Origin of the sequence: Rhizobium aethiopicum (assembly GCF_900094625.1) — a bacterium.
Lineage (GTDB): Bacteria > Pseudomonadota > Alphaproteobacteria > Rhizobiales > Rhizobiaceae > Rhizobium > Rhizobium aethiopicum.
Genome location: NZ_FMAJ01000012.1, coordinates 130,608 through 143,710, shown reverse-complemented (window position 1 = coordinate 143,710; position 13,103 = coordinate 130,608). Strand labels below are relative to the sequence as shown.

Genomic DNA, 13,103 nt, shown 5'->3' with positions numbered 1-13,103 from the left:
GGTCTACGACGCGCCGGCCAGTCGACCATCCGACTCCGTCTGAGCCAACAGAATGCTTCAATCTAACTCGGAAAGGCTCTATACCGCGCCGATGAGATTACGCGCCGACATCTTCGTATCCTCCATTCTGCGCCGCGTCTTCGCAAATGGCGATTTCGCCGCTGTGGAGAAGAAGGGCGCGGAGGAGGCAGGCGCGATCTTCATCCGCCAGCACTTTCGCGACGGACTGGAGACGCTCTATGCGCCGGCGCCGCAGACCGCCTTCGGCGAAGACGAGGTTCGCGACCGCCTGTTCGAAATCCGTCTCGCGCGCAGCGAGCCGCAGGCGGTGCGGGCGATGCTGGAGCGCGAACGCCGCTTCGACCCCGATCTCTGGATCGTTGAGCTGGAGGCGGAGGAATTGGGCGACGTGATCCCGCTGGCGGGGGAGAGCTGAGAGCCGAGCCTTCGTCTGCTCAGCGTGACCGCCGTCCGAGCCTGCGCATGTCGCGCTGCGCCGGCGCCTGCTGGAGGAAACGGTGGTTTTCCGTTTCTTGAGATGTCCGGGAGCCGGCTGCCTCGGGCTTATAGGTATAGCGATCGGCGCGCCGCCAGGCCTCTACCCGGTCGTGGCATTCTTCCGGATCGAGCGCATCGAGCACCATCCAGCCGCGCGTGACATTGTGCTGCTGTTCGGCAAGGTGCGGATAGAACCTTTCCAGCACGAAGACTGCGTCTAGAAAGCCCATGCCGAGGCTCGTCAGCGTCGTGGCGAGCTGCTGGCCGGACAGGTCGAGCATGATGCGTTCGGCAAGCCAGCGGCTGGCGGAAAGCGCGTCGGCGAGTGCGGTTGCGAAATGCGCCGCCTCGCGCGAGCGGGCGAAGCGCACCAGCAGCGCCTCCTGGATGTCGGTCAGCGTGCGCAGGCCGAGCCTGTCTTGATCGTCGCGCCCGAGATGGCCGGCAAGATCGAGGATTCGGCCACGCAACGCTTCTTCATTGGCGAGGCGCTGCTCCTCCAGCGCTTCGGCCTCGTTGCTCTCCGGCTGGACTGGCGAAAGCGGGACAGCCACCGATTCCCTGATCGGCGCCGCGGGGGCCGCGGGACGCGGCTGGGTCTGGCGTAAAGCCACAAGCGCGTCGATGACCTTCGGCGAGAGCGAGTGGCGGCTGACGATCGCCTTGACATGCGCCGCCCCCTGCATGCGCGCGATAGTGATCAGCGTGTCGTCGGCAATAGCCTTCGAGGCGGCAAGAAAAGGCGCGGCGATCTCGATCGGCTGATTGCCGATGAACAGCGCCACGGCTGCCGGCATGGTCTCGCATTGGGAAAGGGCGGCGACTGCCTGGCGCTTGGCCTCGTCGGAGGAAGCCTGGAACAGCGGCATGAAAAGTTCGGCGAATTGACGCAGCTCGGATCGTGTCGGCCGAGACAGGCTCTCGAAACTGCTGACGGTCGCCATTAGCACCACGTCCTTTTTCCTGACGGCCAACGGGCCCTCTAGGTCTCGAAACCGGTCACGCACAAGCACACCCTGAAAACGCAGAACCAAGGGAAACCACGGGCCGAAAGCGCTGGCGGAACGCCTGTCGGACCACACGGATATGAACAAACCCTACACCGATACGGTTAATGCATGCTGAAGATTTTATTAAAATGTGCCGGATATGTACACGCAAAACGTGTGGCCAGACGACTGGCCGGCGATGGACGGATCGTCGGCTCTCAGAGGCACTGCGGCAGTTTCCGCCGCCGCCGCGGCGGCAGATGAAACAGCTCGGTCCTTCCTCCTGATCGGGGCCGACGACGACCAACGCGTGCCGCAGTGAACAAAAGTGCCGCAACGATAAAGGTCAGGCCGATGCTTCCAGCCGCTTCGACCGTGGCGGGAACTGCAAGCACCCGTCGCCCCGACGTGTAGTCTTGCGCTGAAGGAAACAATGCCGATAGTGGCCTGCCGCAACGAATATCTTTGTGCCACATATTTGCAACACCGGCGCCGTTTGCCGCAGATAGAGCACTCCCCTCGCCATCAACTTATTGAATTGCTTCCGATTTTATATTGTTGCTAGCGTCCGGATTTTCAGCAAGCGGCATGAAACCAAATCGACTCCTCACGCGTTGAAGAAGAAGTCACTGAAACTGTATTTGGCTTCCGCTGAATATTAGTAAACTGTTAACTGTCATGTGTCTCAATTCGGACAGGAACGACGCGATTTGAGTGTTTGGATCGTTGAAACTCCGCATCACGGTATTTCAGTCAGGTGCCGTGGGAAAGGCGCGAATGCCCTCGGTCCGGTCATGCCGGCACCGCAGGACGCGCCGGCCCGCAGATTGGCGGGCAGGGTGAAATCCATCGCAAGTTCATCCGTCTCGGGCAGTGCATGGAGACGAGAATGGCAATAGTAGTCGCATTGGCGGATCGGCGGCCGCGGGCGCCGCGTCGCCTGGACAAGGAACCGCGCGAAGCCAAGATCCTCTGGTTCACCGGGGTCCGCTACGAGCGGCTCGCCGAGAGCTCGAAACAACGCCCGGCGCCTGCGCCGCGCGCCAGCAAAAAATAGGCGCTTCTTCAACTCCAGCGCGTGGTCGCAAATCCGGGCACCTAGCGGGTGGTGAATTGCTCGCAGCCCGCTTCCATCAGGAAATTGCGCGCTGCTTCATCGAAGCTTGCCTGCGGTGCCAGCGTCCGCAGCACGGCATAACCGTCCGGCCGCGCCATTTCTACCAGGATCGCCTGTTCCAGCTCTCGCGGCAGGTTCTTGCGCAGGTCCGTCAGCTGGATCGGACCGCCTGCCAGGACGTCGAGCGCGCCGCCGACCGAGGTCCTGTCGTTCATGCTGAAGACCTCATTAGAGGCGCTGTCGTAGATGGCGATCGACCAGAAGGGCACATTGCCCTTGGCGGTGAAATGCACCGGCCCATCCTCGACGTCAAAGGCGCAGACGGCGGTCCGCACGAAGGGGTCGCGATTGGCAAGGCCCGCCTCGTCATATTGGTCGTTCAGCAGATAGAAATTGTTGAGTTCGCCTTCCGCCTCCACGCGCGTCGCCGCATCCCTGCCGGTGAAGTGCGGCAGCGAAAGGATGATGACGAGATGCAGCAGCGCTGCGCCGAAAAGACCGGTCAGGACGGCGAAGAGCATCCTAAGCATTGCCGCATCCGGTTCTGGTGAGTTTCGGCATGGCGAGGTCGATCACACCGGAGCTGCCGGCGGTCGGCGTGTCGAACAGCGTCAGCACCAGCCGGAAAGTGCCGGCCTGCGGCAGGGCCAGCCAGTTGCCCGGTTGGGCGACGGCGGAAATCTCGATCGAAAAGCTGCTGTCGGGCTGGCGCAGCACCGTCCAGGAATTGAGCGCCGCGGGAAGCCCGGTCTTCACCGCCGCCGGATTGCCGCCATTGTCGGCCGTAAACAGGGTCCAGAGCCGGGCGGGCGGCGTCTGCCCGCTGATGCGGTAGCGGCAGCCGGCATTCAGCCGTGCCCCTTCGTCGTCGACGCTCGCCGTGAAGGTCAGCCCCTCCGCGCTGCCGTAGAGCAGCTTGCCGGCGCGTGCCCGGTGCGACTTGGCATAAGGATCTGCATCGACCGTCTGCAAGGCCGGAAAGGCCTCCCAGGCGCCGAGCTTGATCGCTCCGAAACCCTGTGTCGCATCCAGCGCATAAAGCGAAATCATGATCCCGCCGCCGAAGGCGACGATCAGCGTGATCAGGATGAAAAGGGGGAATCGAAACACGTCATGACCTTGGAAACCGGGATGACAGGGTTACCACTGATTCTGGCGGGGTGGAATGCCGCGCTGTGACATACCCCGTCGTCTATTCGGCGCTCGCCACCTTCGCCGGCGCGAGCGGCGCGGCATTCTTCAGCTTCTCGCCGAGCTTCTTGAGGATCTCGGTCGTTTGAACCGAGAGCATGCGAGGCCGGATGAGCTGCGGCAATCCGTCCTCCGGCTTGGCGGCAACGGTCTTGGCGAGATCCTTTTCCGAGGGCAGGGGATTTTGGATGCCGGGGATGGCGCGCAGCGTGATGCCTTGGTGAGCATAATCCATGGCGCGCTTGAAGGTCATTGCCGGCAGCGAGCCGCCGGTCATCTCGTTGGTCGAGGTGTAGTCGTCATTGCCGAACCAGACGGCGCAGGTGTAGTTGCCGGTGAAGCCGACGAACCAGGCGTCGCGATAGGCCTGGGTCGTGCCGGTCTTGCCCGCCGTCACGATGCCGTTGTCGAGTGCCGCCTTTCGCGCCGTGCCGACATAGGGAACGCGCGACAGCATCTGGTTCATATAGGCGTCGGCCTGTTCGGACAGCACGCGTTTCGGCGCCGGCTCGTCGCGGTCGAAATCGTAGAGCACATCGCCTTCGTAATCGAGGATCTGGCTGATGCCGTGGCGGCGCGACTGGTAGCCGCCGGCCGGGAAGGTGGCATAGGCGGTCGCCTGGTCGAGCACCGTCACTTCGGACGTGCCGATCGGGATGGTGACGTCGTCGCGGATCGGGGTTTCGACGCCGAGGTTCTTGGCCATGGCCCGGATCGGCTGGATGCCGAGCTTCTCCTTGGCGAGCCGCACCGGGATCGTGTTGATCGACTGCGCAATCGCGGTCTCGAGGGTTATGCGTCCGACATAGCGGTTCGCGTAGTTGTGCGGGCTCCAGTTGCCCCAGTAGATCGGCGCGTCGACAATCGTCGTCTGCGGCGTCATCCCGCTCTCCATCGCCAACGCGTAGGTATAGACCTTGAAGGAGGAGCCCGGCTGGCGCAGAGCCCTGGTGGCGCGGTTGAACTGGCTCTCGCCGTAATCCCGCCCGCCGACCATGGCCCTGACCGCGCCGCCGTTCTCGATCATCACCATGGCGCCCTGCTTGGCGTGATAGGCCTCGCCATATTCACGCAGCGACGTCTCGACGGAATCCTCGGCCGCCTTCTGGATGCCCATGTCGATCGTCGTACGTACGATCAGCGAATGCTGGTGGAAGCGCGGCGAAAGCCGCTGAACCTCGTCGAAAGCCCAGTCGAGGAAGAAATCGGGCGATTCCACCTCGTTGCGATCGACGACGGTTGCCGGGTTGCGCCTGGCGGCGATCACCTGGCCCTCGGTCATCAGCCCGCTCTGCACAAGATTGGTCAGCACCTCGTTGGCGCGGGCACGCGCCGCCGGCAGGTTGACATGCGGCGCATATTTGGCCGGCGCCTTAAACAGGCCGGCAAGCATCGCCGACTCGGCAAGGTTCACATCGGTGATGTTCTTGCCGAAATAGAACTGCGCCGCTGCTGCAGCACCAAAGGTGCCGCCGCCCATATAGGCGCGGTCGAGATAGGTGGAGAGGATTTCCTTCTTGGAAAGGTTCGCCTCGAGCCACAGGGCCAGGAAGGCTTCGGTGATCTTTCGGTCGAGCGAGCGCTCGTTGGAAAGAAAGAGGTTCTTAGCGAGCTGCTGGGTCAGCGTCGAGCCGCCTTGGACGACTTCGCCAGCCTGGGCGTTGGTGACCATCGCGCGGAAGAGGCCGACGACATCGATGCCGAAATGGTCGAAGAAGCGCCGGTCTTCGGTGGCAAGCACCGATTTGATCAATGAATCCGGCAGCTCGTCGATCGGCACGGAATTCTGGTGGATGACGCCGCGATGGCCGATGACGTTGCCGTAGCGGTCGGTGAAGGTGACGGCGAAATCGCCGCGATTGCGCCAGTCCTCCTTGGTCGCCTCGAAGGCCGGCTGGGCAAGCACCAGCATCAGCACCGCGCCGAACGCGCCGAGCGTGAGCCCTTCGCCGGCCAGTTCGAAGACCATGCGCTTCCAGCCGCGCACGCGAAAGCGGCGGAAGAAGATGGTTGTGTCTTCCCAGATCTCGGCGGCGCGGAAGCCGGCGTTCCAGACGGTCGAGTCGATCCAGGAATCGATGCGCAGCAGAATGTGGCGGCTCTTCGGCGGCCGCCTGCCCGCCGCGTCGCCGGCTCGCTTCTCTGTACCCTTTTCAGGCCCTTTTTCAGGGTTGTCCGGATCCTGCACGTCCTGTATTCCCGCCTGATCGCGCCTGCCTCATGTCGCGAGGGCCGATGGCCCGAAAGCTCTCCGATACCAGGAGCATGCTGAAGAATTGATTGATTTTGTCGCGGATAACAAGAGAGTAGGGTGGCGGTCACGTGAATTTGCGGGCCGCTGTTGCAAGAAACGGACGATGAACGATCTGCCCTTCTGGAAGAGCAAGACGCTTGCCGAAATGACCACCGCCGAATGGGAAAGCCTCTGCGACGGCTGTGGCCTCTGTTGCCTGAACAAGCTCGAGGAATGGGATAGCGGCGATATCTATTTCACCTCGGTCAGCTGCAAGCTGCTCGACGGCCACAGCTGTCGCTGCTCCAGCTATGAGAACCGCTGGGATTTCGTGCCGGACTGCGTGCAGCTGACCAAGGAGAACGTGCCCGAGATCGCCTGGCTGCCACCGACCTGCGGCTACCGGCTGATAAACGAGGGCCGCGACCTCTACTGGTGGCACCCGCTCGTCTCCGGCGATCCCGAAACCGTCCATGCTGCCGGCATTTCCGCCCGCGGCCGCACGATCAACGAAAACGAAATCGATATCGACGATCTTGAGGATTACGTCGTCGACTGGCCGCTGACCGTGGGCGCGGAAAAGGATGAAGAAGAAGCCTGATGGGGCGGCGATTGCAGATGCGTTTCCCCAGCGCGGGGGCAAGGTGACCTGAGCGCTTGATAAGGCACCGGCCTTCCGACCGCCCCGGCTTTATCCCCACTCGCACATGCGGCCCCTGATCTCTCACCAGCGATGAATTGGCGCGGCCGCTGCTTGATTCCCGAAAAGCGAGATCCCATCTGGGGTGCGACCCGCTGGTCCGGGCCCCTCTGGCGAGAGCTTCGGCACTCTTGCGATGTCGGACCTCTTTTCCGACAACCAGTGCCGACAGGGGACTATCTTTGGATTTCTCGTTTTTGTTCGCCGAGTGGCTGGGAACGCCGCTCTGGATGTGGTCGAGCTTTTTCGTCCTCGTCATCGCCATTCTATCCTTCGACCTCGGTATACTTCATAAGCAGAACAAGGAGATCGGCGTCGGCGAAAGCATCAGGCTCTCTGCCCTCTATATCGGGCTTGGTCTCGCCTTCGGTGGCTGGGTGTGGTGGTATCTCGGCTCGGAGCCCGGCCTTGCCTATCTGACAGGCTTCGTCGTCGAAAAGACGCTGGCGCTGGACAATGTCTTCGTCATCGCCCTGATCTTCGCCTTCTTCGCCGTGCCGCGCCTCTACCAGCACCGCGTGCTCTTCTGGGGTATTCTCGGCGTGATCGTGCTGCGCGCCATCATGATCGGGGTCGGCGCGACGCTGGTCGCCGAATTCGCATGGCTTCTCTATGTCTTCGCCGCGTTCCTGATCGCAACCGGCATCAAGATGCTGGTCGTCGGCGAGGCTGAGCCCGACGTCTCGAAGAACGTGCTCGTCCGCTTCATGCGCAACCGCTTCAACGTCACCGATGAACATCACGGCGAGCGGTTCTTCGTTCGAAAGGCAAACCCGCGTACCGGCAGGATGACCTGGTTCATCACGCCGCTGTTCATGGCGCTCGTGATGGTCGAAGTGGCCGACGTGATCTTCGCCGTCGATTCGGTTCCCGCAATCTTCGCGATCACCACGGATCCCTTTATCGTTTACACCTCGAACATCTTCGCGATCCTCGGCCTCCGCGCCCTCTACTTCGCGCTCGCGGCGATGATCCATCGCTTCCGCTACCTGAAGCCCGCGCTCGCCATCGTGCTGATCTTCATCGGCTCGAAGATCTTCCTTGCCGACCTGCTGGGTCTTGAAAAATTCCCGGCCGCCCTCTCGCTTGGCATCACCTTCGCGATCATCGCTGCAGGCGTCGCCTGGAGCCTCCTGAAGACGCGGGGTTCGCAGCAGCCCGCTTGAGCGGGCGCTGTCGCCGGAAAGCATTACCAACAAAGGAAACAGATATGATTTCGAATTTCATCGGCTGGATTTTTGCCCTGCTTGTCATCGATCCGCTGCAGGCTGAGATCCAGCAACAGGTTGAGCGCGCCGGGCTTCCCGTTGAGATCGTCAGCCAGTCCAAGGCTTGCCTGGCATCCCAGGGACCGCAACTCGTCGAACGTGCGGCCGGCGACTACGGCTGGGCGGCGGCCACAGTCGTCAGCATTGCGATCGGCCACACCTCGCCGGTCGAGCTTCTCGATACCAGAGACCCGGATTGCGCAGCCATCATCGGCGCCCTGAACGGGGACGGCGCGGCTGCGTGACGGCCGTCGGCTGGAATGGATGGTATGATGCCTGATCAGAACGGGGATAGACGCGCACCGCGGGGTGTGGCCACCGCGCGGCTTCGGGAGATGCTGGAACTCGCCCGGCCGAGAGGCGGCCTCTCCATCGGAGAGGCGCTGGAGGCGATGGGGGCGACCAGCATCGCTTTTACGATCCTGTTCCTGGCAATCCCGGCGCTGACCCCGATTCCCGGCCCGTTCGGGATGGTGTTCGGCACAGCCCTCGCGCTTGTCTCCCTCCAGATCGTCGCCGGCTGCCGGAAGGTGTGGCTGCCCGCGGTCGTCCGGAATCGCCGGGTTTCATATGCGACGCTCGATCTCGTCGTGGGCCACGCGGTTCCGGTGATCGCCCGGGTGGAGAAGGTCGTGCGCGCCGGGCGGCTGGAGGCATTCACAGGCACCAAGGTGCAGATGCTTCTTGGTATTCCTGTTTTTCTGCTCGCGGTCGTGATCGCGCTGCCGATCCCGTTCGGCAATATTCTGCCGGTGTTCTCGCTGGTGGTCCTGGCCGTTGCCCTGATGGAGCGGGACGGTCTGGTCACCCTGATCGGACTGCTGCTCACAGCGGCGACGATCGGCGTGACTGTCGCTTTGCTTTATTTTATCAAGGCGATGTTGGTCACTGCCTATTAATTTAGGCGAAATGTCTGGGCTGGGTCAGGACGCCACGGCGGCAAGAAAACGCCGCAGTTCCGTCTCGACATAGGCATCCACCGGGCCGTCGGCGCCAAACCCCCACCAGGTCAGCGATCCCTGCCATTGTGACAGCATCAGCCGGGCGATCGTCTCCGGCGCCTTCGCCGAGCCGAAGCATTGTGCGATCGCCGCCGTCAGCGCCGTGCCCCAGGCCGCACCTCGGGCGCGCAGCACCGGATCGCGAAAATCCTCGCGCAGCACAAGCAATCCCTCGCCATAGGCGGCGGCATCGTCGCCGTAATCCTGCGACAAGCCGACGAGCAGCGCGACGGCGCCCTCCGGCGTTTTCGCCACGCTGTCGGCGAGCCGAGCCGTTTCCGCATCCAGCCGGTCCCAGGCGTAGAGCAGTGCCGCGCGCAGCATCGCCGCCTTCGTCGAGAAACGCTGGACCAGCGTTGAACCGGAAAGACCGCTCGCCTTCGCCACCGCCGCAAAGGTCGCCGCATCCGGCCCCTCGGTGTGGATCAGGCCCAGCACCATGGCGAGAAGCTGTTCGTCGGAAAGGGTGCGGCGGCGCGGCATGAAATTCCTCTTGCATTGGGTTTTATTATGAACGAACATTCGTTTATATTCAACTAAGGCGGCTTGCCGGCCGCCGCTCGGTTCTAGCTTGGAGGACGGAGACGTGACAGCGGATTTGCGAGGGAAAGTGGCCTTGGTGGCGGGGGCGACGCGTGGTGCCGGTCGCGGCATCGCGGTGGAACTCGGCGCTGCCGGCGCCACTGTCTATGTGACGGGTCGCACGACACGCGCCCGGCCATCCGAATATATGAGGCCGGAAACGATCGAGGAGACGGCCGACCTGGTAACCTCGGCTGGTGGCAAGGGCATTGCGGTGCCGGTGGATCATCTCGTCGCGGCGCAGGTCGAGGCGCTGGTCGCCCGCATCCGCAGCGAGGCCGGCCGCCTCGATATTCTCGTCAACGACATCTGGGGTTGCGAAAAACTGTTCGAATGGGACAAACCCGTCTGGGACCATTCGCTCGACAAGGGCCTGCGCATGCTGCAACTCGGCATCGAGACCCATCTGATCACTGCCCATTATGCGCTGGCGCTGGTGATCGAGCGGCCGGGCGGGTTGCTGGTGGAGGTGACCGACGGCACGGCCGAGTACAATGCGAACCATTACCGGCTGTCGCCCTTCTACGACCTCGTCAAGACGGGCGTCACCCGCATGGCCTGGGCGCACGCGCAGGATTTGGCCAAACACGGCGCCACCGCCGTTTCGATCACGCCCGGCTGGCTACGCTCCGAGATGATGCTGGAGGCCTATGGCGTGCGTGAGGAGAACTGGCGCGACGCGATCGAGGCGCAGCCGCATTTCGCCATTTCCGAAACGCCGCGCTTCGTCGGCCGTGCGATCGCTGCCATATCAGCCGATCCCGAGCGCGCCCGTTGGAACGGCCAGTCGCTGTCGAGCGGCGGACTGGCCAAGGTCTACGGCTTCGACGACGTCGATGGTTCGCGGCCGGATTGCTGGCGCTACCTTGTGGAAGTACAGGAGCCGGGCAAACCGGCCGATGTAACCGGCTACCGCTAAAACGGCTGGTTATCGTGCGGCAGCGAGCCGTGCTGCGTCGCGAAACGAGACCAGCCGCTTCGTCTGTTCGTCCCACAGTACCAGCTTGACGCAACGCAGGCTGTCCATGAGCGTGATGCGGCCGACATCGGCAAGCTCGGGATGGTCCTGCAGCACTTCCGGCAGCCGGTAATAGGGAACCCGGCTCGACAGATGATGCACGTGGTGGATGCCAATATTGCCGGTGATCCAGCGCAGTACCGGCGGCAGATCGTAATGCGAGGCGCCGTGCAGAGCCGCATGCTGGAATTGCCAGTCCGGCTTCTTCGACCAATGCGTCTCTTCGAACTGATGTTGGACGTAGAACAACCAGACGCCGGCCGCCCCCGCCAGAAGCACGATCGGAAGATGCACCAGCAGGAAGGGAGTGACCCCGGCGGCCCAGATCAGCAGTGCGGAGACCAGCGCGATGGCAAGGTTGGTCGCCATGGTCGAGACCCAGGGCAGGGCGCCGGAGCGCATCATGCCGAAAGGCAGGCGCTGCTTGAAGATGAACAGCCATGCCGGCCCGATCCCGAACATCACGGCCGGGTGCCGGTAGAGCCGGTAGGCGAGCCGGCCGCGGCGCGACAGCGCGTTATATTCGGCGATCGTCAGCGTCTCGATGTCGCCGACGCCGCGCTCGTCTAGATTTCCCGCCGAGGCGTGGTGTTCGGCATGCGCCCGGCGCCAATAGTCGTAAGGCGTCAGCGTCAGAATGCCGATCGTGCGTCCGACCCAGTCGTCGAGGCGGCGACGGGCAAAAAACGAGCCGTGGCCGCAATCATGCTGGATCATGAACAGTCGGAGCAGGAAGGCAGCGGCGGGAACGACCAGGATCAGACCGGGCCAGAAGCCGTAGTGAAGGGCCGCCCAGGCCGCGGCCCAGAACAGCGCGAAAGGGATAGCCGTGACGGCAAGCTCGTAGGCGCTTCGTGCGGCCCGCGGCTGGCGATATCCGGCAAGAATCTTCAGCCAGGCCTTCTCGGCGGAAGTGTCTGCATGTCCCGCGGGTTTCTCTGGGTTTTCACTGGGCGCATCGAAAGCGGCGACCAGGATTTCATCGCTCTCGTAGCGGCGGGCGGATTCGATCACGAAAGAATGCAGCGAAAGGCAGCGGCCGGCGACGAAGTCTCGACGCGGCCAATTGTTGTAACAAGGGTCATGCTATGCGGGCACCTTCCGGCGTTTTCGAAAATACGGTCACTCGTCCGGCGTCCGGCAGGACGCGCCGCCGCTTTTAACCGCACATCATCCAAAGCGCAAATCGTTCTCGATCTGCGCTTGCTCTGTGCCGGCGAAGGCGAGAGGCTGCAGGCGATGGGCGCTTACTTCTTCGCAGCACTGCCGTGCGGTGCGCTCTGGGTCGCCGTCTTCATCTGGTTGGCGAATGTGCTATCCACCTTCGCCCCCTGCTTGTCCTTCTTCGGTTTCCGGACCTCGCGATTGCTTCTCATCTGTCCCTTTGCCATGGATGTATCTCCCTCTGGATGAATGGAAGGCGCTAGCCTGCGCGCGCGTGATCCGCCCTGAACTAGCCTGAGGCGCGGCGCTCGCGGGCAGCCCCTGTATAGCATAGCGGTTACAGACGGGCGTGACGGATTTCGGTTGCTTTCTCGGTTTGCCAAAATGATATTCGAGCGCCCGCAACAGCATGGCCGGCGAGGTGACGCCCTCCTGGAACTTTCTGATCAACAGCATGGCTGCGGCGTTACAAACCTGGTCGTCGGCGGCCCGAATTCTTGCGTCGTATCCGGCAGCCTCGAGAACGCCCTGAAGCATGTCGAGATCTGACGATGTCAAATGTGGCTTATCGGAACTGGAAGACATCGAAGTCCTCCTTTCGTCGGGGCGGGGGTGTGAACCCTCAATCGGCAGCGCCCGTGCAATGGCTGCCGAAGCTGAAACCATGCGCCTTTCACCGGGGCAACGCAACCGGATTCTTGCCCCGACAGACCCTCTGGCGCAGGCGCGGCCCACCGTTCGAGATGCCGGGCAGTGACCATCATTCCGCGCCCTGATAGGCGGGCGGTCCGGCAGCCGATACTGCATGTGGCTTGCCGCCGCACCTGCATCGAAAGCATTGGATCCGGCGAGCTTTAGGCTCGATCAGAGCTCGTTTGGAACCGTTTACAACTCACCCTTATCGAAATAGGCTTCGAGGCGGTACCCGTCAGGATCGATGACGAAGGCGGCGTAATAGAATCGGCCGTAATCCGGCCGGATGCCCGGTTCACCGTTATCGGCGCCGCCGGATGCGATTGCGGCCGCATAAAAACCGTCGACCGCGGCCTCGCTTGTCGCGACGAAGCAGAAATGCAGCCCGGATTGCAGGTCGGCGACGACGGGATGCGCGACCTGCATCACCCATAGGCCGACCCGTTCCGGGCCGTAGCCGATCACACCGCCGGAATTCGACAGCCGCTGATATCCGAGCGGCGCCAGCGCCGCATCGTAGAAATGGCGGGCTCTATCGAGGTCTTTAACGCCGATGGAGATATGATCGAACATGATCCGCAAACTCCGTTCGTTCCAAAACGAATGCAGTGCAGCATCTTTCGCGGGCCGCTGCAAGTCAACGAACGGA

Annotated in this window: 15 protein-coding genes; 7 read left to right on the top strand and 8 right to left on the bottom strand. The window is 62.8% G+C overall.

Annotated features, from left to right (window positions below; translation table 11 throughout):
* Positions 1-91 precede the first annotated feature (91 nt).
* Positions 92-436, top strand: a complete 345-nt coding sequence (locus GA0061105_RS23365; protein WP_092753188.1) for a DUF1491 family protein — start codon at positions 92-94, stop codon at positions 434-436.
* A gap of 19 nt (positions 437-455) precedes the next feature.
* Here GA0061105_RS23365 and GA0061105_RS23360 read toward each other — a convergent pair whose 3' ends face one another.
* The gene (locus tag GA0061105_RS23360) at positions 456-1,505 is read right to left on the bottom strand and encodes a DUF2336 domain-containing protein (protein WP_208601694.1); all 1,050 of its coding nucleotides are present in this window, start codon (positions 1,503-1,505) and stop codon (positions 456-458) included.
* An 871-nt stretch (positions 1,506-2,376) separates the two neighbouring features.
* Between GA0061105_RS23360 and GA0061105_RS32945 the strand changes: the two genes are divergently transcribed.
* Entirely contained in the window at positions 2,377-2,544 is a 168-nt protein-coding gene (locus GA0061105_RS32945; protein WP_167358576.1) for a hypothetical protein, read from the top strand.
* A gap of 41 nt (positions 2,545-2,585) precedes the next feature.
* Here the strand turns inward: GA0061105_RS32945 and GA0061105_RS23355 are convergent, their stop codons facing one another.
* The 3 genes from GA0061105_RS23355 to GA0061105_RS23345 all read right to left on the bottom strand — a co-directional run bounded on the left by GA0061105_RS23355 (position 2,586) and on the right by GA0061105_RS23345 (position 5,983).
* Positions 2,586-3,134, bottom strand: a complete 549-nt coding sequence (locus GA0061105_RS23355) for a DUF1254 domain-containing protein (RefSeq protein WP_064692298.1) — start codon at positions 3,132-3,134, stop codon at positions 2,586-2,588.
* A complete protein-coding gene (locus GA0061105_RS23350; protein ID WP_092753186.1) occupies positions 3,127-3,714 on the bottom strand; it encodes a DUF1214 domain-containing protein in 588 nt (195 codons plus the stop codon). The genes GA0061105_RS23355 and GA0061105_RS23350 overlap by 8 nt, the downstream gene beginning before the upstream one ends.
* An 82-nt stretch (positions 3,715-3,796) precedes the next feature.
* Positions 3,797-5,983 (bottom strand): transglycosylase domain-containing protein, encoded by a 2,187-nt coding sequence (locus GA0061105_RS23345; protein WP_092753184.1) that lies wholly within the window; start codon positions 5,981-5,983, stop codon positions 3,797-3,799.
* A 169-nt stretch (positions 5,984-6,152) separates the two neighbouring features.
* On the opposite strand from GA0061105_RS23345, the gene GA0061105_RS23340 reads away from it, so the two are divergent.
* The 4 genes from GA0061105_RS23340 to GA0061105_RS23325 all read left to right on the top strand — a co-directional run bounded on the left by GA0061105_RS23340 (position 6,153) and on the right by GA0061105_RS23325 (position 8,895).
* Positions 6,153-6,629: a YcgN family cysteine cluster protein gene (locus GA0061105_RS23340; protein WP_092753182.1), complete on the top strand. Its 477-nt coding sequence runs from the start codon at positions 6,153-6,155 to the stop codon at positions 6,627-6,629.
* A gap of 281 nt (positions 6,630-6,910) precedes the next feature.
* Entirely contained in the window at positions 6,911-7,894 is a 984-nt protein-coding gene (locus GA0061105_RS23335) for a TerC family protein (protein ID WP_064692302.1), read from the top strand.
* A gap of 44 nt (positions 7,895-7,938) precedes the next feature.
* Positions 7,939-8,241 (top strand): hypothetical protein, encoded by a 303-nt coding sequence (locus GA0061105_RS23330; RefSeq protein WP_092753180.1) that lies wholly within the window; start codon positions 7,939-7,941, stop codon positions 8,239-8,241.
* A 27-nt stretch (positions 8,242-8,268) separates the two neighbouring features.
* On the top strand, positions 8,269-8,895 hold the full coding sequence (locus GA0061105_RS23325) for an exopolysaccharide biosynthesis protein (RefSeq protein ID WP_064692671.1): 627 nt from the start codon (positions 8,269-8,271) through the stop codon (positions 8,893-8,895).
* Positions 8,896-8,919: 24 nt separating this feature from the next.
* Here the strand turns inward: GA0061105_RS23325 and GA0061105_RS23320 are convergent, their stop codons facing one another.
* Positions 8,920-9,480, bottom strand: a complete 561-nt coding sequence (locus tag GA0061105_RS23320) for a TetR family transcriptional regulator (RefSeq protein ID WP_092753206.1) — start codon at positions 9,478-9,480, stop codon at positions 8,920-8,922.
* A gap of 103 nt (positions 9,481-9,583) precedes the next feature.
* Between GA0061105_RS23320 and GA0061105_RS23315 the strand changes: the two genes are divergently transcribed.
* Entirely contained in the window at positions 9,584-10,498 is a 915-nt protein-coding gene (locus GA0061105_RS23315; protein WP_092753178.1) for an SDR family oxidoreductase, read from the top strand.
* A 9-nt stretch (positions 10,499-10,507) separates the two neighbouring features.
* Here the strand turns inward: GA0061105_RS23315 and GA0061105_RS23310 are convergent, their stop codons facing one another.
* The 3 genes from GA0061105_RS23310 to GA0061105_RS23300 all read right to left on the bottom strand — a co-directional run bounded on the left by GA0061105_RS23310 (position 10,508) and on the right by GA0061105_RS23300 (position 13,027).
* Positions 10,508-11,611, bottom strand: a complete 1,104-nt coding sequence (locus tag GA0061105_RS23310; RefSeq protein WP_092753176.1) for a fatty acid desaturase — start codon at positions 11,609-11,611, stop codon at positions 10,508-10,510.
* Positions 11,612-11,911: 300 nt separating this feature from the next.
* On the bottom strand, positions 11,912-12,346 hold the full coding sequence (locus GA0061105_RS34085) for a hypothetical protein (protein ID WP_425348779.1): 435 nt from the start codon (positions 12,344-12,346) through the stop codon (positions 11,912-11,914).
* 300 nt (positions 12,347-12,646) lie between these two features.
* Positions 12,647-13,027, bottom strand: coding sequence for a VOC family protein (locus tag GA0061105_RS23300; protein ID WP_092753174.1), 381 nt, complete (start codon positions 13,025-13,027; stop codon positions 12,647-12,649).
* Between the last annotated feature and the right edge of the window lie 76 nt (positions 13,028-13,103).

Bases quoted from the DNA above. Each gene is read 5' to 3' on its own strand.
- GA0061105_RS23365 (WP_092753188.1), top strand. From the start codon at position 92: ATGAGATTACGCGCCGACATCTTCGTATCCTCCATTCTGCGCCGCGTC.
- GA0061105_RS32945 (WP_167358576.1), top strand. From the start codon at position 2,377: ATGGCAATAGTAGTCGCATTGGCGGATCGGCGGCCGCGGGCGCCGCGT.
- GA0061105_RS23355 (WP_064692298.1), bottom strand. From the start codon at position 3,134: ATGCTTAGGATGCTCTTCGCCGTCCTGACCGGTCTTTTCGGCGCAGCG.
- GA0061105_RS23340 (WP_092753182.1), top strand. From the start codon at position 6,153: ATGAACGATCTGCCCTTCTGGAAGAGCAAGACGCTTGCCGAAATGACC.
- GA0061105_RS23330 (WP_092753180.1), top strand. From the start codon at position 7,939: ATGATTTCGAATTTCATCGGCTGGATTTTTGCCCTGCTTGTCATCGAT.
- GA0061105_RS23325 (WP_064692671.1), top strand. From the start codon at position 8,269: ATGCCTGATCAGAACGGGGATAGACGCGCACCGCGGGGTGTGGCCACC.
- GA0061105_RS23320 (WP_092753206.1), bottom strand. From the start codon at position 9,480: ATGCCGCGCCGCCGCACCCTTTCCGACGAACAGCTTCTCGCCATGGTG.
- GA0061105_RS34085 (WP_425348779.1), bottom strand. From the start codon at position 12,346: ATGTCTTCCAGTTCCGATAAGCCACATTTGACATCGTCAGATCTCGAC.
- GA0061105_RS23300 (WP_092753174.1), bottom strand. From the start codon at position 13,027: ATGTTCGATCATATCTCCATCGGCGTTAAAGACCTCGATAGAGCCCGC.